This window comes from Ruegeria sp. K11 (assembly GCF_056531905.1).
Genome location: NZ_JBQFMP010000002.1, coordinates 275,263 through 297,998, shown reverse-complemented (window position 1 = coordinate 297,998; position 22,736 = coordinate 275,263). Strand labels below are relative to the sequence as shown.

The window sequence follows — 22,736 nt, the reverse complement described above, 5'->3', positions numbered from 1 at the left end:
TAGCGGAATGAAGGCTCTGCACAAAATTTGCGGTATCTTCTGGAAGAGGTTCCAAGCCCCCATGATCGCTGCTCGCGCAGTGTCCTGCCAAACGCCATCAGCGGCACATGCCGCAAGAGCTAAGAGACCAAAGGCTTCCCATTCTTTACGTGGCGTTGGACCATGCTGCGCATCTGCCGCCCTTTTGGCGGAATGGGACGTGCGGTCATCGGTGTATGCGCTTCCGTCGCGATTTCAGGGAAAATCTCGGTGATTTCCTCCAAAGCCTCTTGGCCGACGCCCTTCAACGCCTCGGGTCCTGTGAACAGGCTTTCGGTGGGAGCGCCTTCGGCGAAAATGACCTCATGACGATCAAAAAGAAGATGAATATAAATCACCGGTGCCGCCCCATCTTCAATCGAAACCCCCGGCAGATCCAAAAGCCGCTTTGCAGGGATCAACACCTCGTGCTTGGCGAACATTCGTGCCGCAATGGGTGATCTGGCCAACATGCGATGCTGCGGTGAGACAAGCAGATCAGTCTCGGGCAGCCCCTGCCCCAACGCGCCCTTGCGGATACGGATCGGCCTGAGTTTGGGTTTCATCGTCAGGTCAATACTGTCCAGCTCCCGCGATCCGATCCAGCGTATCGCCTGTGGGCCATTGTCCATCGTCTCGACCAGATCGCCAACACACAGGCTTTCGATCGGGCGAGCACCGTCAGGAGTAAGAATGGTTGTACCCGCCACAAAACACGGAACGACAGTATCGACATCGATGCTGGGGCCGTTATCCGTAATCGCTGTGATTGTCAGTGTGGTGTTCAGCGGCGGGATATTGCCGCCGATAAAGCCCAGAAAAAACCCGTCCTCGGCATCCACACCGATCGAGTTGCCATCTCCATTGATATCAAAATCGAACAGGGCGATTTCATAGGTATTGGTGCCATCCGTGACCGAAACCGTGAAATCCCAAAAGATGATCTCTCCGTTGAAGGTTTGCGCCGGGTCGTTCGAGATTTCGTTAGAAATGCTGTCGCCGCTGTAGATTGTGCCGTCTGCGCCATCTTCAATCGTGATCTGGCTATAGGCTGAAATCTGAAACGAAGACCCCACGACAGTTGTCGATGCGCCAGCATCTGACAGGGTGGAGTCGGAACGAAATGCGCCAAAAACGGACGAGGACATGGAAACGAGACTCCGCGCGACTGGGAAAAATCATTGAACTTCGATTGTGCCGCTCATTGGTAAATTCCCTCCTAAAGTGGGTCAAGTATCGCGCCAAAGATCGCCCGTGCCACTGTGACGACCCTGCACCCACGGTGCCGTGAGGGGCGCTCGGCATGTTGAGTTTGCCTCGAAATTTCCGAGTCAGAAACCGAAACTCACTAATCAAGGGCCTATCCCGCCGACTCTTGCAAACGCGACGAAATCCGGTCATGCGCAGCTTATGACTTTCGACACGATCATCCTTGGCGCCGGTGCGGCAGGCCTGATGTGCGCGGCGCATTGTGGCGGGCGGGTGCTTGTGATCGACCACGCAAAGGCAGCGGGAGAAAAGATCCGAATCTCGGGCGGTGGACGCTGCAATTTCACCAATATGTACGCAGGGCCGGGTAATTTCCTGTCGCAAAACCCGCATTTCTGCAAATCCGCACTGGCACGGTATACGCAGTGGGATTTCATCGATCTGGTTGGTCGTCACGGCATTACCTGGCACGAAAAGACGCTGGGGCAGCTTTTCTGCGACGGATCATCGAAACAGATCATTCAGATGTTGCTGGACGAGATGGCGCAGGCAGGGGCCGAGCTGTGGGTGCAGACCTCGCTGCGTGATCTGCGCAAGACTGAGATTGGTTTTGCGCTGGAATTCGAGCGTGAGGGGCAGCGCCACAACTTGACCTGTGCCAATCTGGTATTGGCGACGGGTGGCAAGTCGATCCCCAAGATGGGCGCGACCGGGCTGGCCTATGACATCGCAAAGCAATTCGGGTTGCGGGTGACCCAGACCCGGGCGGCGCTGGTGCCGTTCACCTTTTCCGAGGGCCGGTTCAGGGACCTCTCGGGCGTGTCCCTGCCCGCGCGTCTTGCGAATGACCGCACCAGCTTTGACGAGGCGTTGCTGTTCACCCATCGCGGCCTGAGCGGGCCAGCGGTGTTGCAACTCTCCTCCTACTGGCGCGAGGGTGAGGTGATCCGGGTCAACCTGATCCCTGACCTGCCCCTGTTCGACCTGCTGCGCGATCAGCGTCAGGCCGGAGGGCGCAAGGCCCTGACCACGGAACTGGCGCGGCATCTGCCCGCGCGGCTGGTGGAACATCTGAGCAAAGAAATCCCGATGGCGGGCAATCTGGCGGATCAGTCCGATGCGGCGCTGTCCGATCTGGTCGCGGCGCTGTCGGGTTGGGAACTGACGCCCTCGGGTACCGAAGGGTATCGCACGGCCGAGGTCACTCTGGGCGGGATCGACACCGATGATCTGTCGTCAAAAACGATGGAGGCCAGGGATGTCCCCGGCCTCTATGTCATTGGTGAAGCGGTAGATGTCACCGGTTGGCTGGGTGGCTATAATTTCCAGTGGGCGTGGTCCTCGGGCCACGCCGCCGGGTGCGCCATCGCAGGCCGTTAGCCTACACAATCGATCGCGCGGCCTTAGCCGACGACGTTGTAGCCGCGATTGCGCATACAGTTGCGCACGATGACTTCCTTGTTCTGGTTCTTGTTGATCACATCCGCGCCCGCGCCGACCAGCGCACCGGCAACGGCTGCACGGCCCAGATTGTCGCTGCTGTCCTGAATGATCGCCGTGGTCGCAGCGGCACCTGCGGCACCTATTGCGGCATTACCTGCGGTCGATCCATCGACGCTGGCCTGGGAAGCAGCCAATTGCTGGCACTGCGCTAAATCCACATTGTAGTTCGGGCCCACAGCACCATCAATAACGGGCTGATAATTGGCTCCTGTATTGGTGCAGGCCCCCATTATAACGAGGGCTGGCACGATCAGAGTCAGGTTTAGATATTTCATGGGAATATCCTTTTGTTGAGTTGCAGGCAGGCAAATCCAGCAGGTTCCGAACGTCAAGTCGATCACCCGCCAGCTTCGCTGAACCGGCGGATCATTGCAAATCCCTAACCAGCCAACCGTTGTTTGACCTGAACGGCAAAGTCCTCTCCGCGCTGTTCGAAATTGTCGTATTGGTCGAAACTGGCCGCCGCAGGAGCCAGCAATACAGTCTCACCGGGCTGTGCCTCTGACATTGCCTGTTCGACGGCGGCGGCCATGGTCGTACAGACCTGAGTTTCGGGTGCCAGTTGCAACGCAAAATTCGCAGCCTCGCGCCCGATGACATAGGCTTTGACCACATGATCGCTGACTTGGCTCAACGCTGCCAGCCCGCCCTCTTTCTCAAGCCCACCGCAGATCCAGCGGATTTGTTTGAACGCGCTCAGCGCTTTCAGGGCGCTGTCGACATTGGTGGCCTTGGAGTCGTTCACATAGGTCACCCCGCCCGCCTCGGCGATGATCTGACTGCGATGCGGCAGGCCGGGGAAGGAGTGCAGCGCATCCTCGATCACCCGGGGCGCGAGGCCCAGCGACCGGCAGGCAGCATAAGCTGCGCAGGCGTTCTGGTGGTTATGCGTGCCGGGCAGGCCCTTGATGCCACGCAGATCGATAGAGCCCGCCTGACGGCCCTTACGGTATTCAGCCAGGTATCCTTTGCGCGCAAAGACCTGCCAGCCCGGCGCGGTCAGCTTGCGCGCCACCGAGACGCGGATCACCCGGTCATCCGTCGGGCCTTCGGCCAGTTGCCCGGCCAGAAACGCGCCCTCGGCCTCGTCAATGCCGATCACCGCGCGATCCGGCCCGCCCTCGGCGAACAGGCGGCGCTTGGCAGCGAAATAGCCGCCCATGCCGCCATGGCGATCCAGATGATCGGGTGAGAGATTGGTGAATACCGCCACATCCGGGGTCAGCGCGCGGGCCAGTTCGGTCTGATAGCTGGAAAGCTCCAGCACCACGACCGAACCATCACCGCCCGGATCGATATCCAGAACGCCCCGCCCGATATTGCCCGCCAGTTGCGAGTCGCGCCCCGCCTCAGTCAGAATATGGTGGATCAGCGCGGCGGTGGTCGATTTGCCGTTCGAGCCGGTCACCGCAATGACGCGCGGCGGGGTGTCGTAATTGTTCCACTCCGGTCCGGCGAAGGACCGAAAGAAAAGACCGATATCATTGTCGACCGGCACACCCGCGTCCAAAGCGGCGGCCACAACCGGGTTGGGCGAGGGATAAAGATGCGGGATACCGGGCGAGACGATCAGCGTCGCAACCCCCTCAAACGCCCCGTGACGGCGCAGATCGGCGCAGGCGAAGCCTTCACCCTCGGCAGCCTCACGCGCGGCGGGGTTGTCATCCCAGCAGATCGGCTCGGCCCCGCCTGCGCGCAGCGCCCGCGCGGTGGTCAGGCCCGACCGACCCAGCCCCAGAACTGCAACCTTCTGTCCTGAAAACCCTTTGACCGGGATCATGCCGCCCACCTTCATCGCCTAGAAATCTGCGCCACCCTGCACCGAAGGATTTGCCAAAGGCAAGGGCGGGTTCAGGCTCGCGCGACAGCGCGAGCCGGGCCCAACGGGTGGCAGGGGGGCCGCAGGCCCTCCGAACCCGGCGGGAGCGTTACCGGACCTTCAGCGTCGCCAGCCCGATCATCGCGAGGATCAGCGAGATGATCCAGAAGCGGATGACGATGGTCGGTTCCGCCCAGCCCTTTTTCTCATAGTGATGATGGATCGGAGCCATCAGGAACACCCGCCGCCCCGTGCGCTTGAAATAGAGCACCTGAATGATCACGCTCAGCGCTTCGACGACGAACAGACCGCCGACCACGGCCAGAACCAGCTCGTGCTTGGTGGCCACGGCGATGGCGCCCAGCGCGCCGCCCAGGGCCAGCGATCCGGTGTCGCCCATGAACACCGCTGCCGGTGGAGCATTGTACCAAAGGAACCCGAGCCCTCCGCCGAACAATGCAGCTGTAAAGATCAGGATCTCACCCGTGCCGGGCACGTAATGGACGTCGAGATATTCCGTAAAGTCGACCCGCCCCACCGCATAGGCGATCACGCCAAGGGTCGAGGCCGCGATCATCGCGGGCATGATCGCCAACCCGTCCAGACCATCGGTCAGGTTCACCGCATTCGCCGCGCCGACAATGACCACAATTGCAAACGGGATGTAGAACACCCCCAAGTTTACCAGCGTGTCCTTGAAGATCGGCAGCGCCAGTTGGTTTTGCAGATCCGCCGGGTGGTGCAACGTTGCCCAAAGCGCCGCTAACACTGCGATCAACACACCCAACGCCAACCGCATTCTGCCCGACACACCCGATGTGTTTTGCTTCGAGACTTTGGCATAATCGTCAGCAAAGCCGATGGCCGCGTAGGCCAGCGTCACGAACAGCACCATCCAGACATAAGGATTGTCCCATCGCGCCCAGATCAGAGTCGAGGTCACCAGCGCGCCCACGATCAGCAGCCCGCCCATGGTGGGGGTTCCGGCCTTCGAGAAATGCCCCTCGGGACCATCATCACGGATCGGCTGGCCTTTGCCCTGCTTGCGACGCAACACGTTGATCAAAGGCTTGCCGAAGATGAACCCAAAGATCAGCGCGGTCAGAAAGGCGCCCCCTGCGCGGAAGGTGATATAGCGGAAGAGGTTCCAGAAATCGCCTCCGTCCGACAGGAAGGTCAACCAATAGAGCATACCAAAACCTTTCTTACACGCCGGGCATGGATCACGCGCGCACTTGCCCCATTTTCCGCAGACCGTCAACAATCTGCGCCAATGCCATGCTAAGCGAGCCCTTGGCCAACACCGCATCACCATCACGGATCAGTTCGGGCAGGTGCGCGGCCATCTCGGCGCTGGTCTCAGCCCAAAGCCCCCGTTTGCCTTCGGGCAGCGCCTGATGCAGCGCCTGCATCAGCGGGCCGATGCAATGGACCTGATCGACTTGCGCCATTGCCGCAACATCCGCCATCGTGGCATGCATCGCCTGTTCCTGCGCGCCGAGTTCTTTCATATCGCCCAGAAACGCGATCTTGCGTTTGCCTTGGGATGCGGCCAGCACGTCCAGAGCGGCCTCCATCGAGGTCGGGTTGGCGTTGTAACTGTCGTCGAGCAATTCGATCTGCCCCTCTGGCAGCGCGATCACCTCGCGCATGCCGCGCCCCTTGACCGGAGACCAGCGGCGCAGGCCCGCGATGGCCTGATCCAGATCGACGCCCATTTCGACGCAAGCGGCCAGAGCGCCCAGTGCGTTCATGGCGAAATGGGTGCCTGCCGATTGCACGTCGAACCGGATGGGCTTGCCGCTGACGGTTCCTTGCGCCTGCAGATTGTCGGGCCCCTGCTCCACCCCGGTCAGGGCATAATCCGGTGCAGCGCGACCAAATTCGACGATCTTCGCGCCCTTGGCCCGCGCGCAGTCGCGCAGGATGTCGGCGTGGTCGATATCGGCATTGACGATGGCGGCTCCGCCGTTTGTCAGCCCGTCGAAGATCGCGGCCTTTTCGTGGGCAATGCCTGCCACGTCCTCGAAAGCTTCCAGATGCACCGCCGCCACAGTGGTCACCAGCGCCACATGCGGCTGCGCCTGACAGGCCAGAGGGGCGATTTCTCCGGGATGGTTCATGCCGATCTCGATCACGGCGAATTCGGTGTCACGTGGCATCCGCGCCAGCGTCAGCGGGACACCCCAATGATTGTTGTAGCTGGCGACGCTGGCATGGGTTTTGCCTTGGGTTTCCAGAATGCTGGCCAGCATTTCCTTGGTCGAGGTCTTGCCGACGCTGCCGGTCACCCCCACCACACGCGCGTCGGTCCGGGCGCGGGCGGCCTGCCCCAGCGCTTCGAGTCCTTGCAACACATCATCCACGATCAGCAACGGTGCATCCTCGGATACGCCTTCGGGGATGCGGGACACCAGCGCGGCGCTTGCGCCTTTCTCAAGCGCCTGTGCCACGAAATCATGACCGTCGCGGGCGGCTTTGAGCGCAACGAACAGGTCGCCGGGTTGCAATGTGCGGGTGTCGATGGAAACGCCGTCCACTTGCCAATCGGAGGTCGCACGGCCCTTGGTGGCTTCGGCAGCCTCGGCAGCGGTCCAGAGCGTCATGCGACCCTCCCGTCCAATGCGGCGACCGAGATGCTGGCCTGTTCCACATCGTCAAAGGGCAGCACCTGATCACCAACGATCTGGCCGGTTTCATGGCCTTTACCCGCAATCAGCAATGCATCGCCCGGTTGCAGGGCGTCGATGCCGCGCAGGATGGCCTCGGCGCGGTCGCCCACTTCGGTGGCCTCGGGCGCACCCAGCATGACGGCGGCGCGGATGGTGGCCGGGTCTTCGCTGCGCGGGTTGTCATCGGTGACAAAGACCAGATCGACGTTTTCTGCCGCCGCCTGCCCCATCAGCGGGCGTTTGGTGGCGTCCCGGTCACCGCCCGCGCCGACGATGGCGATCAGGCGGCCCATGACATGCGGACGCATCGCCTTCAGTGCGGTCGCGACGGCGTCGGGCGTATGGGCGTAATCGACAAACACCGCCGCGCCGTTTTCGCGCGTCGCGGCCAGCTGCATCCGGCCCCGGACGGTGGTCAGATGCGACAGGGTTTCGAACACGCGATCGGGGTCTTCTCCGGCGGCGATGACCAGCCCGCAAGCCAGCAGGACGTTTTCGGCTTGAAAACCGCCGATCAGGTTCAGGCGTGTTTGATGAACCTTGCCCCTCCACGAAAAGCGCAGATCCTGCCCGGTGGCGTCAAAGCGTTGATTCAGAAGGCAAAGATCGGCACCTTCGGGGCCGACGGTGATGATGTTCTGTCCGCGCGCCTCGGCGATTTGGCGCACTTGAGCGCCCTTGGGATCGCTGAGGTTGATCACCGCGACGCCGTCCTCGGGCAACACCCGGTCGAACAGGCCCGCTTTGGCGGCGAAATAGGCCTCGAACGTGTCGTGGTAGTCCAGATGGTCCTGCGTGAAGTTCGAGAATCCGGCGGCGGCCAGATGCACCCCGTCCAGACGGCGCTGTTCAAGGCCGTGGGACGAGGCCTCCATCGCCGCGTGGGTCACACCATTCGCGGCGGCCTCGGCCAGACAGCGGTGCAGGGTGATCGGTTCGGGCGTGGTGTGGGCCAGCGGGGCGGTCCATGCGCCCTCGACCCCGGTGGTGCCGAGGTTAACGGCCGCAAGGTCCAGTTCCGTCCAGATCTGGCGGACGAAGCTGGCGACGGATGTTTTGCCGTTGGTACCGGTGACCGCGACGATGGTCTGCGGCTGCGCGCCGAACCACAGGGAGGCAGCCCCGGCCAGCGCCTGACGCGGGTCTTCGGTGACGATCAGGGCGGCGTCCGAGGTGGCCAGTTCTTGGGCGGCAATCTCTGCCCCTTCGGCGTCGGTCAGAATAGCCGCAGCCCCCATGCGCAAGGCGTAGTGAATGAACTCTCCGCCGTGGACGCGGGTGCCGGGGAGGGCCGCGAAGAGGAAGCCGTCCTTCACCTCCCGGCTGTCGACCGCCAGTCCGGTAATGTCAGGATTCGCCCCGCCCCGTGCGGTCAGGGCCAGTTCGCTGAGTTTCTTTGACTGATTGCCCATGACCCACCTTTCGCCGAACAGCCTAATTTGAGGTCAGCGTTATAGCAGCGCGCGCCTCAGGCTCAAGCCGGGGTCTGAGGCCCAACAAAGGCGCGATGCGCGCGATCAGTTCGGCGGCAACCGGCACAGCCGTCCAACCCGCTGTACGGCGCTTTTCGCCATAAGCCACGATGGACGGTTCATCCAGCGTGACGATCAGCACATATTTCGGATCGTAGGCCGGGAAGATGGTGGCGAAGGTAGCGATCACCTTGTCCTCATAGTACCCGCCGCGCGGCTTGGGCTTGTCGGCGGTGCCCGTTTTGCCTGCGACATCATAGCCCGCCACGTCACCAAAGCTGGCGGTGCCATCGGTGACCACCTTGCGGAGCATGTTCTGCGCCTGCTTGGCGGTGTTTTCGGACATCACGCGGGGGCCGTATTGCGGACCGCTGCGGCGCAAGATGGTCGGGCTGACGTAGTGCCCGCCATTGGCAATTGCGGCATACCCGGCAGCCAGATGCATCGGGCTGGTCGACAGGCCATGGCCGTAGGAGATGGTCACGGTGCTCAGCTCACCCCATTTCTTGGGCTTGAGCGGTTGGCCGCCCTTGGCCTCGACAATCTCGAACGGGGTCGGGTCGAACATGCCCAGCGCGTTCAGAAAGTCCTGTTGCCGCTGCGCGCCGATCTGCAGCGCCAGCCGCCCGGTGCCCCGGTTCGAGCTGTGGACGATCACATCGGCCACGCTGATCTCGCCATAGTTCTTGCCATTGAATTCACCGATTGGGAAACGGCCGATCTTCATCGGGCCTGAGGTGTCGATGATCGTGTTGGAATTCACCAATCCCAGTTGCACTGCCTGCGCAGCGGTGAAGATTTTGAACACTGAACCCAGCTCGTACACCCCCTGCACATAGCGGTTGAACAACGGGCTGTCCGAAGGATCAAACCCCGAGGTCGGCGGGCGTGGGCGGTCGTTGGGATCGAAGGACGGCAGCGAGGCAGCGGAAACCACCTCACCGGTATGTGCATTCATCAGAACCGCCGAGGCACCCTTGGCGTTCATGATCTTCATGCCGCCATACAGCACCTGCTCAACGGCGGCCTGAACGGTCAAGTCCAGCGACAGTTGCAGCGGCTTGTTGCCATTGGCCGGGTCGCGCAGATAATCGTCGAACTGTTTCTCGACACCGGCCACACCGATCACCTCGGCGGCGCTGACGCCTTCGCGGCCAAAGCCCGAGCCGCCCAGAATATGCGCGGCCAGCTTGCCATTTGGATAAAGCCGCATTTCGCGGGGGCCGAACAGGATGCCCGGATCGCCAATGTCATGCACCGCCTGCTTCTGCTCGGGCGAGATGCGTTTCTTGATCCACAGGAACTTGCGCTTGCCGGTGAAGTCCTTGACCAGACGCTCTTTTTCCAGATCGGGGAAGATCGCGACCAGTTGATCCGCAGCCGCAATCGGGTCGATCATCAGGGGCGGCTGGGCGTAGACGGAATAGGTGTCCAGATTGGTCGCTAGAATGCGCCCTTCACGGTCGACAATATTGCCGCGCTGCATGGCGATGGAAGCACCCGGTGCGCTGGCCAGCGGTTCCTGCGCCTCGGAGGTTGCAAGAACGCCCATGCGGAAACCCACGACCGAGAAGGCGCAGAAGAAGAACAAGCCCAGCACCAGCAGGCGGCCTTCGGCCCGGGCGCGGGCGCGGTCTTTCATGTCTTCGTGGCGTTTGCGGATGTTCTCGCGCTCAATCGTCTTGGGGTTTTCGCCCTTGGCGCGGGCATCGAGAATACGGGCCAGCGGGCGGAGCGGCGTGCGGGTCATGGGAACTGTACCTCGCCCAGCGCCTGAATATCGGTGATTTCCTGCAGTTCAAGCGGATCGACGATGGGTAGGTCGGGGTCTTCGCCATAGGCAATCTGATCGGCGCGGCCAAACTGCTGTGCGCGCAGAGGCAAGAGGCCCAGACGTTCGAAATTGAGATCCGCCAGTTCCCGCAGGCGGTCGGGCCGGTTCAGATAGGCCCATTCTGCATTCAGCACCGCCAGGCGCGCTTGCGCAATTCCAATCTCGCGCTGCAGCGACTGGGTTTCCTTCAGCACCTGCTGCGTTCGGTAGTTCTCTTGATACGCCCAAAGCGCCAGCCCAAAGACAGAAAGGGCCGTCAACACATATAATATACTCTTCATCTTCCCCGTCCCCCCAGTTGCGGCATCCCGATGGCGCGGGCCTCAATTTCCCCCGCCGGAGCCTCAGTTCGTATCGCCACGCGCAGCTTGGCCGAGCGCGCGCGTGGGTTTTCCTGCAATTCCTGATCGTCGGGACCCACCGCCTTGCGGGTCTTGAGCGTGAATTGCGGCAATTCCTGCGCCATCTCAGGCGCATAACGGTTGGCGCGGCCCGTCTTGCCCGCGCGCGATTGGAAGAACCGTTTGACCATCCGGTCCTCGATGGAATGGAAGGTCACAACGGCCAACTGCCCGCCGGGCTTCAAAGCACGTTCGGCAGCCATAAGACCCTGAAACAGTTCTTCATATTCCGCATTCACCGCGATCCGCAGCCCCTGAAAGCTGCGCGTTGCCGGGTGCGATTGCCCGGGTTTGGGGCGCGGCAGGCAGGATTCGATGATCTCAGCCAGACGCAGAGTCGTGGTGATCGGCTCCTCTGCCCGCGCCTTGACGATGGCCTTGGCAATGCGACGGCTGGCGCGTTCTTCGCCGAAATGGAACAGGATATCAGCCAGTTGCGCCTCGGTCGCGGTATTGACCAGATCGGCGGCGCTTTCGCCCTGCTGGCTCATGCGCATGTCCAGCGGGCCGTCCTTCATGAAGGAAAAACCACGCTCGGCCTGATCCAACTGCATGGACGAGACACCAAGGTCCAGCACCACGCCATCGAGGTCCTGCGCATACTCATCCATGCGCGAAAACACACCCTGCTGCATCACCAACCGGTCGCCATAGTCCCCGGCCCAATCGGCGGCCATCTCAAAGGCCAGCGGGTCGCGATCCACCCCGATGACCTTCTCGGCCCCGTCCTCAAGCAGGCCCCGTGTATAGCCGCCCGCGCCGAATGTGCCGTCCAGCCAGACACCCGACACAGGTGCAACGGCAGCCAGCAACGGACGCAACAGAACAGGGATGTGAGGGTTCGATGAGGTCTGAGCGCCGGCCATGCCGTCACCCATCCCCGATGCCGTCAAGATACTGCATCGGATCGAAATCCTCGGGCAGATCGTCGAGCCATTCCTCGGTCGCGGCCAGTTCGTCGGCCTCGTAAGTCTCGGGTTTCCAGATCTGGAAGGTGTCCCCGGCGGCGATAAAGAACGCCTCATTCTCAAGACCGATCTTGGTGCGCAGCTTGGCGGGCAGGACCAGACGGCCCGTCTCATCAACATTGGTCGGGAAGGACTGACCGTGGAACAGCCGCTGCAGCATCCGGCGCTGCATCGAGCCACGCGGCAACGCGTCGATCTTGGCGTCGACCTCGTCAATCGCCTGCATGGTATAGCATTCAAGGTATTTGCGGCGGTGGTCGCCATAGACAATCACCAGTTCAGGATTGTCACCGGGCTGCCAGTTTGGGTCGGACGCTTCAAGCACACGGCGAAACGAGGCCGGGATCGAGACCCTGCCCTTCGTATCTACCTTATGCTGGCTTTCGCCTCTAAACCTGCGCGCCAAGACGACTGTCCCTTTCGCTTGCGCCCCACCTCAAAATTCACGTTCCCCCCGGAAGTAAAAACGGCGGGTTGATCTGCTGCCACTGATCAACCCGCCGCATTGACCCGCTGAGCGGGATGTCCAGCTGCGCGCGCCACCTGGGGGGATGTCTGCTCGCCCGCGCGCCGGATCTGTTGAGTGATGAAAGCGAGATGCCTGTATGAAACCTGTTTTTGTATTTTTGGTCCGGGGTCGTTTGGCGCCCCTTAACTGTCCTCGCCCTCATCGGGTAAACAAGGGATCGCATGGGAAATTATGGAAATCAAGGGAAATCTTGGGACTATACTCGCTGAGCAGGTGTTGAAGGTGTCGGTAAAACACCAAATCAACACCCTTGGGCACCATATATTGATAAGAATATCAAAGCATCGCATAAATGTGCATCAAATTCAGGGCAATTCGCGTATCCCACGATTTCCCAATAATTTTTGGATTTTCTTAGTGACGGCCGTATTCTGATTGGAAAATGGGCCTTATTGACGATTCGTTTCGGACTCAGCCCCATGAGAATCCCGGTCGCGCCCATAATTTCCCGTCACTCCTAAATTAGCGGAGTTCGCCCAAATCGCGACGCACTGAACAAAGGGAAAGTAACAGGTTCACCCCACTCTCATATAGTCTCAGACCACTGCGGCCAGAATTGGCTACACAATGCGGACAAGCATATCACTTATGTGAGAATGAAAGCTCTGGTTGCCGAGTTCTGTCGCATACCAAGCCGCAGTCCCAGAAAATAGACGAGGAAACAACTGCAAAACGAAGAACGGCCCATGCCCATGGCAAAAGTGGACAAAGTGGTCGATCACCTGAAAGGCGGGGACGCCAAAAACGGGATGCTGCCCGCGCATGAGTCGACCCATGTCATTCAGCAGACGGGCGGAGGAAAGATGCCCAAGCCGTAAAAGGATAAAGTGCTGGTTTCAAAGCAACCAAAGGGCGTTGTCCATCCTGAGACGCGCAGATGTCAAATACTGCGTGAGGATTTCGGCGTATTGCAAACGCGCACCCCACCAACTGCCTTATGGGATTTGACACACTAACCAAGTCAGTTGGATGAAAGGGTGACGCCCGGGACCGCTCATCATTGAAGAAAGAAAGCCGACAGCAAGCCCGCATTTCAGGCAGAACGCTTCAGGCTGGAAATCCTGACCTTTCCACATCAAATTGCCGATCCCAACTACGAAAAACTCAAACCCTGTTTAAAGCGCGCTCACGACGCAGTCGTACCCTTCCCTTTCTCAGGATTGCCTTTCCAAACGCTCAAATTTCGTGAAGTCGTGCTCAAACAACAGGCATCAATCCCGGGTCGTTTGATGCGCGCAATCTTGACCCTAGGGAAAAGACATCTCCAAAACCCATATTTTCAAGGGCTTTACCTCAACATCCTGATATCCATGCATTTGCTGCATAGCAGCATTGACATCGCCAGCTATTGTGCAATCGCAGCATTTGCCTATTTTCAGTCTCAAGCAAGCGCCGGACGATGCCGGCAGCAGCAAGAATGAACGGATGATGAAAATGGCAGTCGCAAGCACACACACAACCCTGAAAGGCGCGCCGGCATTCGGTATCGCAGCGCTGGTTGACAACGTAAAAGCCCGCGTTGCGCGCTATCGCCTGTACCGCCAAACGGTCAACGAACTGTCGGCCCTGTCCGACCGCGAACTGGCCGATCTGGGCCTGCACCGGTCGATGATCCGCCGGCTGGCCGTGCAGGCCACCGAAGAGCAGATCGCGCATTAAGCGCGACACGATACACCGAGATCAGGTCCGTCCTCCTCCCTTTCGGACCTGTGTTTCAGCGGCAACGTCTCTCATCCTCCCTGACGTTGCCGCACCTTATACCGGCCCTGACCGCCGGAACCTGATACATCGGGGCTCTCCTCCTCCCTGCCTCGATGTTGAAAGCGCGCGGCGACGTCTTCCTCCTCCCTGACGTCGCCGCGTCTTCCTCATACCGGGATCAAACCCGGGTTCGGATACATCGGGGCTTCCTCCTCCCTGCCCTGATGTAGAAAAGAACGGCGGTTCCCCTTCTCCTCCCTAGGAACCGCCGTTTTTCTTTTCCCAAAGCAAAAAAGGGGCGCGAACGCCCCCTGCTTCTTCTGTTCAAAAATACCTCGGAGCGCGAGGCAGAGCCTCGCAAAAATTCAAAACGGCACGTCATCCTTGGTGGTCAGAAAGCGCGAGACCACCTTCTTCACCCCGGCCTTGTCGAACTCGACCTCGACCTTGTCGCCTTCGATACCGATTACCGCACCATAGCCGAATTTCTGGTGAAACACCCGCTCGCCCAGCGTGAAACTGGCCACGGCGGTGGCATCGATCACTGTATTGCGGCTCTCGCGGGGCTGAGACATCCCGTACTGCCCGTGCCGCGCCTGCATCCGCTTCCACCCGGGCGAGTTATAAACATTCGCCTCCGCCGCGCGGGTCTCGATGCTGGTCGTAACTTGCCCGCCGCCATAAAGCCCCGGAGGCGTCAGCACCTCAACATGATCCTCGGGTAATTCGTCGATAAAGCGCGAGGGCATGGAATTCTGCCATTGCCCGAACACCCGCCGGTTAGCGGCAAAAGAAATGGTACACACCTCTTCGGCGCGGGTGATGCCCACATAGGCCAGCCGCCGTTCTTCTTCGAGACCCTTCAGCCCGGATTCGTCCATCGACCGCTGTGAGGGGAACAAGCCATCCTCCCATCCCGGCAGGAACACGGCAGGGAACTCCAGCCCCTTGGCCGCGTGCAGCGTCATGATCGAGACCTTGGCCCCGTCGCCGTCCTGCTCATTGTCCATCACAAGGCTGACATGTTCCAAGAACCCCTGCAGGTTCTCGAAATTGTCCAACTGGTTGACCAGTTCCTTGAGGTTCTCCAGCCGCCCCGGTGCCTCGGGTGTCTTTTCATTCTGCCAATGCGCGGTATAGCCAGATTCGTCCAACACGATCTGCGCCAGCTCGATATGCGTATGCTCGGGCGCGCCATAGCGGATCGGCGACACGCCATCGTCGATCACCGTGTCATCATCCACTTCGATCCGAGGCCCGCGCGTCATCGCATTCCACCGCGCCAGCCCGTCGATCAATTCGCGCAGCGCCTTGGCCCCTTTGCCTTTGATCAGAGCATTGTCGACCGCGATCCGCGCGCCCTCGACCAAAGACACACCGTTTTCCCGCGCCACCACCTGAATCGTCTGCTGCGCCTTGTCGCCAAGGCCGCGCTTGGGCGTGTTCACGATCCGCTCGAACGCCAGATCATCCTCGGGGCTAACCACCAGCCGGAAATAGGCCATGGCATCGCGAATCTCCATCCGCTCATAGAACCGAGGGCCGCCGATCACCTTATACGGCAGACCGATGGTCAAAAACCGATCCTCAAACGCGCGCATCTGGTGCGAGGCGCGGACGAGAATCGCCATCTCATCGAGGTTCATCGGCCGTACACCCCGCGTGCCACCCTGCATCGCGTCGATTTCCTCGCCGATCCAACGCGCCTCTTCCTCGCCGTCCCAATGGCCGATCAGACGAACCTTTTCGCCTTCTTCGCGGTCAGTCCAAAGCTCTTTGCCCAAGCGGCTTTCATTGCCGCGAATGACATTCGACGCAGCAGCCAGAATATGCGGGGTCGAGCGGTAGTTTTGTTCCAACCGGACCACAAACGCTCCGGGAAAATCCTTCTCAAACCGCAGGATGTTGCCCACCTCGGCCCCGCGCCAGCCATATATCGACTGGTCGTCATCGCCAACGCAGCAGATATTCTTATGCCCCCCGGCCAGCAGGCGCAGCCAGAGATATTGGGCGACGTTGGTATCCTGATATTCGTCCACAAGGATATAGCGGAACCAGCGCTGGTATTGCTCCAACACGTCCGGGTGGGTCTGGAAAATCGTGACCATGTGCAGCAGCAGGTCACCGAAATCCACCGCGTTCAATTCGCGCAGACGGGTCTGATACTGGGCGTAAAGCTCGATGCCCTTGTGGTTATAGGCCCCCGCATCCGCGGCAGGCACCTTGTCGGGCGTGAGCGCTCGGTTTTTCCAATCATCGATGATCCCGGCCAGCATCCGGGCGGGCCAGCGTTTGTCGTCAATATTGGCTGCTTGGGTCAGTTGTTTCAGCAACCGCTTCTGATCGTCGGTATCCAGAATAGTGAAGTTCGATTTCAACCCCACCAGTTCCGCATGGCGGCGCAGCAGCTTGACGCAGATCGCGTGGAACGTGCCAAGCCAAGGCATCCCCTCGGCGGGGCGGCCCAGCATCCGGCCCACACGCTCTTTCATCTCGCGCGCGGCTTTGTTGGTGAATGTCACCGCCAGAATCTCGTTCTCGCGCACCCGATGGGTTCTGAGCAGATGGGTGATCCGCGCGGTCAGCGCCTTGGTCTTGCCCGTCCCGGCCCCGGCCAGCATCAGCACCGGGCCATCCAGCCGTTCGACCGCTTCGCGCTGCGCCGGGTTGAGGTCGTTCAGATACTCGGCAGACGCCGCAGGCATCGCCCGCGCCGACAGCGATGCGCCCTCGAAGGCGTCCATTTCGTCAAAACTGCTCATGGGTCCAAACTACGCCGGATGCGCGCCAAGGGAAAGGGTTTGTTCACGCCTTGTTCGCAAGGAATTTGCAACGTGATCCGATCAATTCTAGATAATCATCCCGACGCCATTAACCCTCTGTCAAACCTTGCCAAACATCCTGATCCCATTGCTGTGGGAGCGCGGGTTATGAAACAGAATGACATGGCGGGTCGGACCTCGGCCCTGAAAATAGCGGGCATCTCGGCGATGCTGATGATGCTGACGGCGCTGGCGGGTTGGGGGATTTACGCGATCCCGGCCCCGGTGGTCGACCGGATGCTGGAATCGGACCTGCGGCATCGCGCAGCGCAATTGAACCAACAGGTGGCAAGCCATCTGCACGATGTCGAGGCGACGTTCAAACACGGCATTCTGGATGATCATGATGAAGAGTTTCTGGAACTTTTACCCGAAACCTCGGACATCTACCGGTTCAAGCTGTTCGACAGTCAGGGCCGCGTGTTCTGGTCAACGCGCGCGGGGGATGTCGGGACGGTTAACTCCAAGCCCTATTTCACCGAAATCGTCGCTGCGGGTGGTTCATATTACAAGCATGAGGAAAAGCCGGTCTCTGAAGTCAGCGGACTGAATCACGAGGTGATGGCGGGATCAGGCAAGAAAACCTGCCACGTGGCCGAGATTTATACGCCGGTGATCAAGGACGGTCAGTTTCTGGGCGCGATCGAATTCTATTCGGACATCACACCGCAGCGCGATCTGTTCATCACGCGCGTCCGATGGTCGCTGGCGGTGCTGTGCGGTGTGTCACTGCTGGCACTGACGGCAGTGATTCTGGTGATCTACCGCACGAACCGCAAACAGGTTCGCGATCTGCGGGGCCGCGCCGCGAAGGAACGCGCATTGATGGACGATCAGTTGCGTCTGGCGCGCGAGGTGCGGCTGTTGGGAGAGCTGAACGAATGGCTGCAATCCAGCCGCTCGCTGGATGAGCTGTTCGACATGGTGTCGCGGTTCATGACCCATATCCTGCCCGAGGCCGAGGGCAGCGTGTATGTCTATTCCAATTCGCGCGATGTGCTGGATGGCTGCGCCAGCTGGAACGGCGGGTCGCACAAGGCGCACATCCACCCCGAGGGCTGCTGGGGCCTGCGGCGTGGCCGGACTTATGAATTCGGCGCGTCCGAGATCGATTTTGTCTGCGAACATGCGGAACCGCATGACGGGCGACCCTATTTCTGTTTTCCTATTCTGGCCCATGGCGAGACCGTCGGCCTGCTGCATCTGCGCGCGCATGAGGGCAGTGGCGAGGCGTTTCACGACAGTAAGAAACTGGCACAGCTGTGCGCCGAACAGATCAGCATGGCAATCGCCAATGTGCGCATGCGAGATCAATTGCATGACCAGTCGGTGCGCGACCCTCTGACCGGGCTGTTCAACCGCCGCCACATGACGGACACGCTGCGCAAAGCGATCAGCCGCAGCCAGCAGACCGGCGCTGCGCTCAGTCTGATTGCGGTAGATGTCGACCATTTCAAGAAATTCAACGACACGCACGGGCATGACGCAGGCGACATGGTTCTGCGCGCCGTTGGCTCGGCACTGGAACAGGGCTGCGACCGGGATGAGGTCGCCTGTCGGATTGGCGGTGAAGAGTTCATGCTGATCCTTCCCGACAACGCGCCCGATGACGCCCTGACCCGCGCCGAGCACGTGCGGCAGGCGGTCGAGGCGATCTCGGTCCGGTATGGTGAGAAATCGCTGCCGCGCATTACCATCTCGGTCGGGGTCGCGCATTATCCGGCGCATGGTACGATGCCTCAGGACCTGATGAGAGCAGCGGATGATGCGCTTTATGCTGCAAAGGACAAGGGACGCAATCAGGTGCAGGTCGCACGGTCCGCGATGGGGGGTGGCGCTACCAAGGAGGTCGCCGGGAATGACGCCTATAAGATCAACGGAGCGTCCCACACGCCTGCAGCTTGATCGTCGCCAATAAACCGGTTCCGGCGCTGGACATGGCCGGAACCGCATCAGGTGGCGCGAATCATCAATACCAGCGTCGCCGTTCAGACAGGCTTATACCAGTTTGGTCATTCAGTCGTTCAACGGTCGGGATTGCAGATCGGCAAAGGCGCTGCGATGCAGTTGTCCAAACCGGGAATGTGTTGTTTTCCCGCAGGATGGCGAGCCAGTGCAGGGCGCTCGCCGTCAAACAAAATTCGAAACAAAAATACAACATTTGATGCTGCGACGCAGCATGTGTAAAAGAAAAGCGCCAAAAGGCGGCGTTTGCGAGCGATAACATGCCGGTTCTACCCAGAACTACAGATGTACGTGGCCGTATTGTCCGCCTAAGCAAAAGGCCACACCTATAAAGACCGGGACCCGAAATGACAGACTTCAAGAAAATCCTGATCGCCAACCGCGGCGAGATTGCGATCCGTGTTATGCGGGCAGCCAACGAGATGGGGAAGAAAACCGTCGCGGTCTTCGCCGAGGAGGACAAGCTGGGCCTCCACCGGTTCAAGGCGGATGAGGCTTATCGCATCGGGGCCGATCTGGGACCTGTCGCAGCCTATTTGTCAATTGATGAGATCATCCGCGTGGCCAAGGAATGTGGTGCCGACGCGATCCACCCCGGTTACGGCCTGTTGTCCGAGAACCCGGATTTCGTTGACGCCTGTGTTCAGAACGGCATCACCTTCATTGGTCCCAAGGCCGAGACCATGCGCGCATTGGGCGACAAGGCCAGCGCGCGGAAAGTGGCGATTGCCGCCGATGTGCCGGTGATCCCGGCGACCGAAGTGCTGGGCGACGACATGGCCGCCATCAAGAAAGAGGCCGCCGAGATCGGGTATCCTCTGATGCTGAAAGCCAGCTGGGGAGGCGGCGGGCGCGGGATGCGTCCGATCCTGTCCGAGGATGAGCTGGAAGAGAAGGTTCTGGAGGGCCGCCGCGAGGCCGAAGCCGCCTTTGGCAACGGTGAGGGTTATCTGGAAAAGATGATCACCCGCGCTCGTCACGTCGAGGTGCAGATCCTGGGCGACAAGCATGGTGAGATTTATCATCTCTACGAGCGCGATTGCTCGGTCCAGCGCCGGAACCAGAAAGTGGTGGAACGCGCCCCTGCCCCCTACCTGACCGACGAACAGCGCGCCGAGATTTGCGAATTGGGCCGGCGCATCTGCGCCCATGTGAATTACGAATGCGCCGGTACTGTCGAATTCCTGATGGATATGAACACCGGCAAGTTCTACTTCATTGAGGTGAACCCCCGCGTGCAGGTCGAGCACACCGTCACCGAAGAGGTCACGGGCATCGACATCGTGCAGGCGCAGATCCTGATCGCCGAGGGCAAGACGCTGGCCGAGGCCACCGGCAAAGCCAGTCAGGATGAGATTCGTCTGAACGGTCATGCACTGCAGACGCGGGTGACCACCGAGGATCCGCTGAACAACTTCATCCCCGATTATGGCAGGATTACCGCCTATCGCTCGGCCACTGGTATGGGCATTCGTCTGGATGGCGGCACGGCCTATGCGGGCGGGGTGATCACGCGGTATTACGACTCGCTGCTCACCAAGGTCACCGCATGGGCGCCGACCCCCGAGAAAGCGATTGCGCGAATGGATCGCGCGCTGCGCGAGTTCCGTGTGCGCGGTGTCAGCACCAACATCGCCTTTGTCGAAAACCTGTTGAAACACCCGACCTTCCTGTCGAATGAATACACCACCAAGTTCATCGATGAGACGGCCGATCTGTTCCAGTTCAAGAAACGCCGCGACCGGGGCACCAAGGTTCTGAATTATATCGCCGACATCACCGTCAATGGGCACCCCGAGACCAAAGACCGGCCAACCCCGCGCCCCGACCTGAAAGAGGCGCGCCCGCCCGCTTTGAAGGCGGAACCGCAGATGGGCACGCGCAATCTGCTGGAGCAAAAAGGCCCGCAGGCCGTTGCCGACTGGATGAAGGCACAGCGGCAGTTGCTGATTACCGACACCACGATGCGCGACGGGCACCAGTCGCTGCTGGCGACGCGGATGCGCTCGATCGACATGATCAAGGTCGCGCCGACTTATGCGGCGAACCTGCCGCAGCTGTTCAGCGTTGAATGCTGGGGCGGCGCGACCTTTGATGTGGCCTATCGCTTCCTGCAGGAATGCCCCTGGCAGCGCCTGCGCGATCTGCGCGAGGCGATGCCAAACCTGATGACCCAGATGCTGCTGCGTGGCGCGAACGGCGTAGGCTATACCAACTATCCCGACAACGTAGTGCAGGAATTCGTGCGTCAGGCCTCGCAGAATATCGACGTGTTCCGCGTATTTGACTCGCTGAACTGGGTCGAGAATATGCGCGTCGCCATGGATGCGGTCGTCGAAAACGGCAAAATCTGCGAAGGCACGGTTTGCTATACCGGTGATATCCTCGACCCGGACCGCGCCAAGTATGACCTGAAATACTATGTCGGCATGGCGAAAGAACTGCGCAATGCGGGCGCGCATGTGCTGGGCCTGAAAGACATGGCGGGCCTGCTGAAACCGGCCTCGGCCCGCATTCTGATCCGGGCGCTGAAGGAAGAGGTCGGCCTGCCGATCCACTTCCACACCCACGACACCGCCGGTATCGCCAGCGCGACCATTCTGGCCGCGTCCGAGGCGGGCGTGGACGCGGTGGACTGCGCGATGGATGCGTTCTCGGGCAACACCAGCCAAGCGACGCTGGGCACCGTGGTCGAGGCGCTGCGCCACACCGACCGCGACACCGGGCTGGACATCAAGGCCATCCGCGAGATCAGCGATTACTTCGAGGCTGTGCGCGGCCAGTACGCGGCGTTCGAATCCGGGCTGCAGGCCCCGGCTTCCGAGGTATATCTGCACGAAATGCCCGGCGGCCAGTTCACCAACCTCAAGGCGCAGGCGCGTAGCTTGGGACTTGAGGAGCGCTGGCACGAGGTTGCCCAGATGTATGCCGACGTGAACCAGATGTTCGGTGACATCGTGAAGGTGACGCCGTCGTCCAAAGTTGTTGGCGACATGGCGCTGATGATGGTCAGCCAGGGCCTGACCCGTGATGACGTAGAAAACCCGTCGACCGATGTCGCCTTCCCCGACTCGGTTGTGGACATGATGCGTGGCAATCTGGGTCAACCTCCGGGCGGATTCCCTGCGGGCATCATCCAAAAGGTCCTCAAGGACGAGGCGCCCAACACGGAACGCCCCGGCAAGCATGTCGAAGCGGTCGATCTGGAAGCCACCCGCGCTGAACTGTCCAAGCAGCTTGAAGGCAAAGAGGTCGATGACGAAGACCTGAACGGCTATCTGATGTATCCCAAGGTCTTCCTCGATTACATGGGCCGCCACCGCACCTATGGCCCGGTTCGCACCCTGCCCACGCGCACCTTCTTCTATGGCATGGAGCCGGGCGAGGAAATCACCGCAGAAATCGACCCCGGCAAGACACTGGAAATCCGCTGTCAGGCCATTGGTGAAACGGATGAAAAGGGCGAGGTCAAAGTCTTCTTCGAACTCAATGGCCAACCGCGCGTGATTCGTGTGCCGAACCGTCTGGTCAAGGCCACGACCGCACAGCGCCCTAAGGCTGAGGTTGGCAATGCCAACCACATTGGCGCACCGATGCCCGGCGTTGTCGCCACGGTTGCGGTCAGCGCGGGTCAAGAGGTGCACGAAGGCGATCTGCTGCTGACCATCGAGGCGATGAAGATGGAAACCGGCATCCATGCCGAGCGCGACGCGGTGGTCAAAGCCGTCCATGTACAGCCCGGCGGCCAGATTGACGCCAAGGACCTGCTGGTCGAGCTGGAATAAACCAAATATCGTTTTGCAGCTCACGGGGCCGCGCGGGC

16 protein-coding genes are annotated in these 22,736 nt (G+C 60.6%); 5 read left to right on the top strand and 11 right to left on the bottom strand.

Features of this window, described 5'->3' with window-relative positions; genetic code table 11:
* Positions 1-119 precede the first annotated feature (119 nt).
* The gene (locus tag ACR0K4_RS04280) at positions 120-1,166 is read right to left on the bottom strand and encodes a Hint domain-containing protein (RefSeq protein ID WP_480517055.1); all 1,047 of its coding nucleotides are present in this window, start codon (positions 1,164-1,166) and stop codon (positions 120-122) included.
* 262 nt (positions 1,167-1,428) lie between these two features.
* On the opposite strand from ACR0K4_RS04280, the gene ACR0K4_RS04275 reads away from it, so the two are divergent.
* Positions 1,429-2,607, top strand: coding sequence for a BaiN/RdsA family NAD(P)/FAD-dependent oxidoreductase (locus ACR0K4_RS04275; RefSeq protein ID WP_480517057.1), 1,179 nt, complete (start codon positions 1,429-1,431; stop codon positions 2,605-2,607).
* A gap of 23 nt (positions 2,608-2,630) precedes the next feature.
* On the opposite strand, the gene ACR0K4_RS04270 is transcribed toward ACR0K4_RS04275, so the two are convergent.
* The 9 genes from ACR0K4_RS04270 to mraZ all read right to left on the bottom strand — a co-directional run bounded on the left by ACR0K4_RS04270 (position 2,631) and on the right by mraZ (position 12,302).
* Positions 2,631-3,005 (bottom strand): glycine zipper family protein, encoded by a 375-nt coding sequence (locus tag ACR0K4_RS04270; protein WP_480517059.1) that lies wholly within the window; start codon positions 3,003-3,005, stop codon positions 2,631-2,633.
* Positions 3,006-3,109: 104 nt separating this feature from the next.
* Entirely contained in the window at positions 3,110-4,510 is a 1,401-nt protein-coding gene (gene murD, locus ACR0K4_RS04265) for a UDP-N-acetylmuramoyl-L-alanine--D-glutamate ligase (protein ID WP_480852963.1), read from the bottom strand.
* Positions 4,511-4,658: 148 nt separating this feature from the next.
* Positions 4,659-5,741, bottom strand: a complete 1,083-nt coding sequence (gene mraY / locus ACR0K4_RS04260; RefSeq protein WP_480852962.1) for a phospho-N-acetylmuramoyl-pentapeptide-transferase — start codon at positions 5,739-5,741, stop codon at positions 4,659-4,661.
* 31 nt (positions 5,742-5,772) lie between these two features.
* On the bottom strand, positions 5,773-7,155 hold the full coding sequence (locus ACR0K4_RS04255) for a UDP-N-acetylmuramoyl-tripeptide--D-alanyl-D-alanine ligase (protein ID WP_480852960.1): 1,383 nt from the start codon (positions 7,153-7,155) through the stop codon (positions 5,773-5,775).
* Positions 7,152-8,633, bottom strand: a complete 1,482-nt coding sequence (locus ACR0K4_RS04250) for a UDP-N-acetylmuramoyl-L-alanyl-D-glutamate--2,6-diaminopimelate ligase (protein WP_480852959.1) — start codon at positions 8,631-8,633, stop codon at positions 7,152-7,154. Before ACR0K4_RS04250 ends, ACR0K4_RS04255 begins: the two co-directional genes overlap by 4 nt.
* Positions 8,634-8,655: 22 nt before the next feature.
* Positions 8,656-10,443, bottom strand: coding sequence for a peptidoglycan D,D-transpeptidase FtsI family protein (locus ACR0K4_RS04245; protein ID WP_480852958.1), 1,788 nt, complete (start codon positions 10,441-10,443; stop codon positions 8,656-8,658).
* Positions 10,440-10,808 carry a cell division protein FtsL gene (gene ftsL, locus ACR0K4_RS04240; protein ID WP_480852956.1) on the bottom strand — a complete coding sequence of 123 codons (369 nt, stop codon included), beginning with the start codon at positions 10,806-10,808 and terminating at the stop codon, positions 10,440-10,442. Before ftsL ends, ACR0K4_RS04245 begins: the two co-directional genes overlap by 4 nt.
* Positions 10,805-11,794, bottom strand: coding sequence for a 16S rRNA (cytosine(1402)-N(4))-methyltransferase RsmH (rsmH, locus tag ACR0K4_RS04235; protein WP_480852955.1), 990 nt, complete (start codon positions 11,792-11,794; stop codon positions 10,805-10,807). The genes ftsL and rsmH overlap by 4 nt, the downstream gene beginning before the upstream one ends.
* Before the next feature lie 4 nt (positions 11,795-11,798).
* On the bottom strand, positions 11,799-12,302 hold the full coding sequence (gene mraZ, locus ACR0K4_RS04230) for a division/cell wall cluster transcriptional repressor MraZ (protein WP_480852954.1): 504 nt from the start codon (positions 12,300-12,302) through the stop codon (positions 11,799-11,801).
* Between the two features lie 809 nt (positions 12,303-13,111).
* On the opposite strand from mraZ, the gene ACR0K4_RS04225 reads away from it, so the two are divergent.
* Positions 13,112-13,243: a hypothetical protein gene (locus ACR0K4_RS04225; protein ID WP_480517077.1), complete on the top strand. Its 132-nt coding sequence runs from the start codon at positions 13,112-13,114 to the stop codon at positions 13,241-13,243.
* 616 nt (positions 13,244-13,859) lie between these two features.
* Entirely contained in the window at positions 13,860-14,084 is a 225-nt protein-coding gene (locus ACR0K4_RS04220) for a DUF1127 domain-containing protein (RefSeq protein ID WP_480517079.1), read from the top strand.
* Between the two features lie 407 nt (positions 14,085-14,491).
* On the opposite strand, the gene ACR0K4_RS04215 is transcribed toward ACR0K4_RS04220, so the two are convergent.
* The gene (locus ACR0K4_RS04215; protein WP_480852953.1) at positions 14,492-16,888 is read right to left on the bottom strand and encodes an ATP-dependent helicase; all 2,397 of its coding nucleotides are present in this window, start codon (positions 16,886-16,888) and stop codon (positions 14,492-14,494) included.
* A 168-nt stretch (positions 16,889-17,056) separates the two neighbouring features.
* Here ACR0K4_RS04215 and ACR0K4_RS04210 point away from each other — a divergent pair, with 168 nt between their 5' ends.
* Together ACR0K4_RS04210 and ACR0K4_RS04205 are read left to right on the top strand one after the other, a co-directional pair.
* On the top strand, positions 17,057-18,853 hold the full coding sequence (locus ACR0K4_RS04210; protein WP_480852952.1) for a sensor domain-containing diguanylate cyclase: 1,797 nt from the start codon (positions 17,057-17,059) through the stop codon (positions 18,851-18,853).
* A gap of 407 nt (positions 18,854-19,260) precedes the next feature.
* Positions 19,261-22,698 carry a pyruvate carboxylase gene (locus ACR0K4_RS04205; RefSeq protein WP_480852950.1) on the top strand — a complete coding sequence of 1,146 codons (3,438 nt, stop codon included), beginning with the start codon at positions 19,261-19,263 and terminating at the stop codon, positions 22,696-22,698.
* The last annotated feature ends 38 nt before the right edge of the window (positions 22,699-22,736 follow it).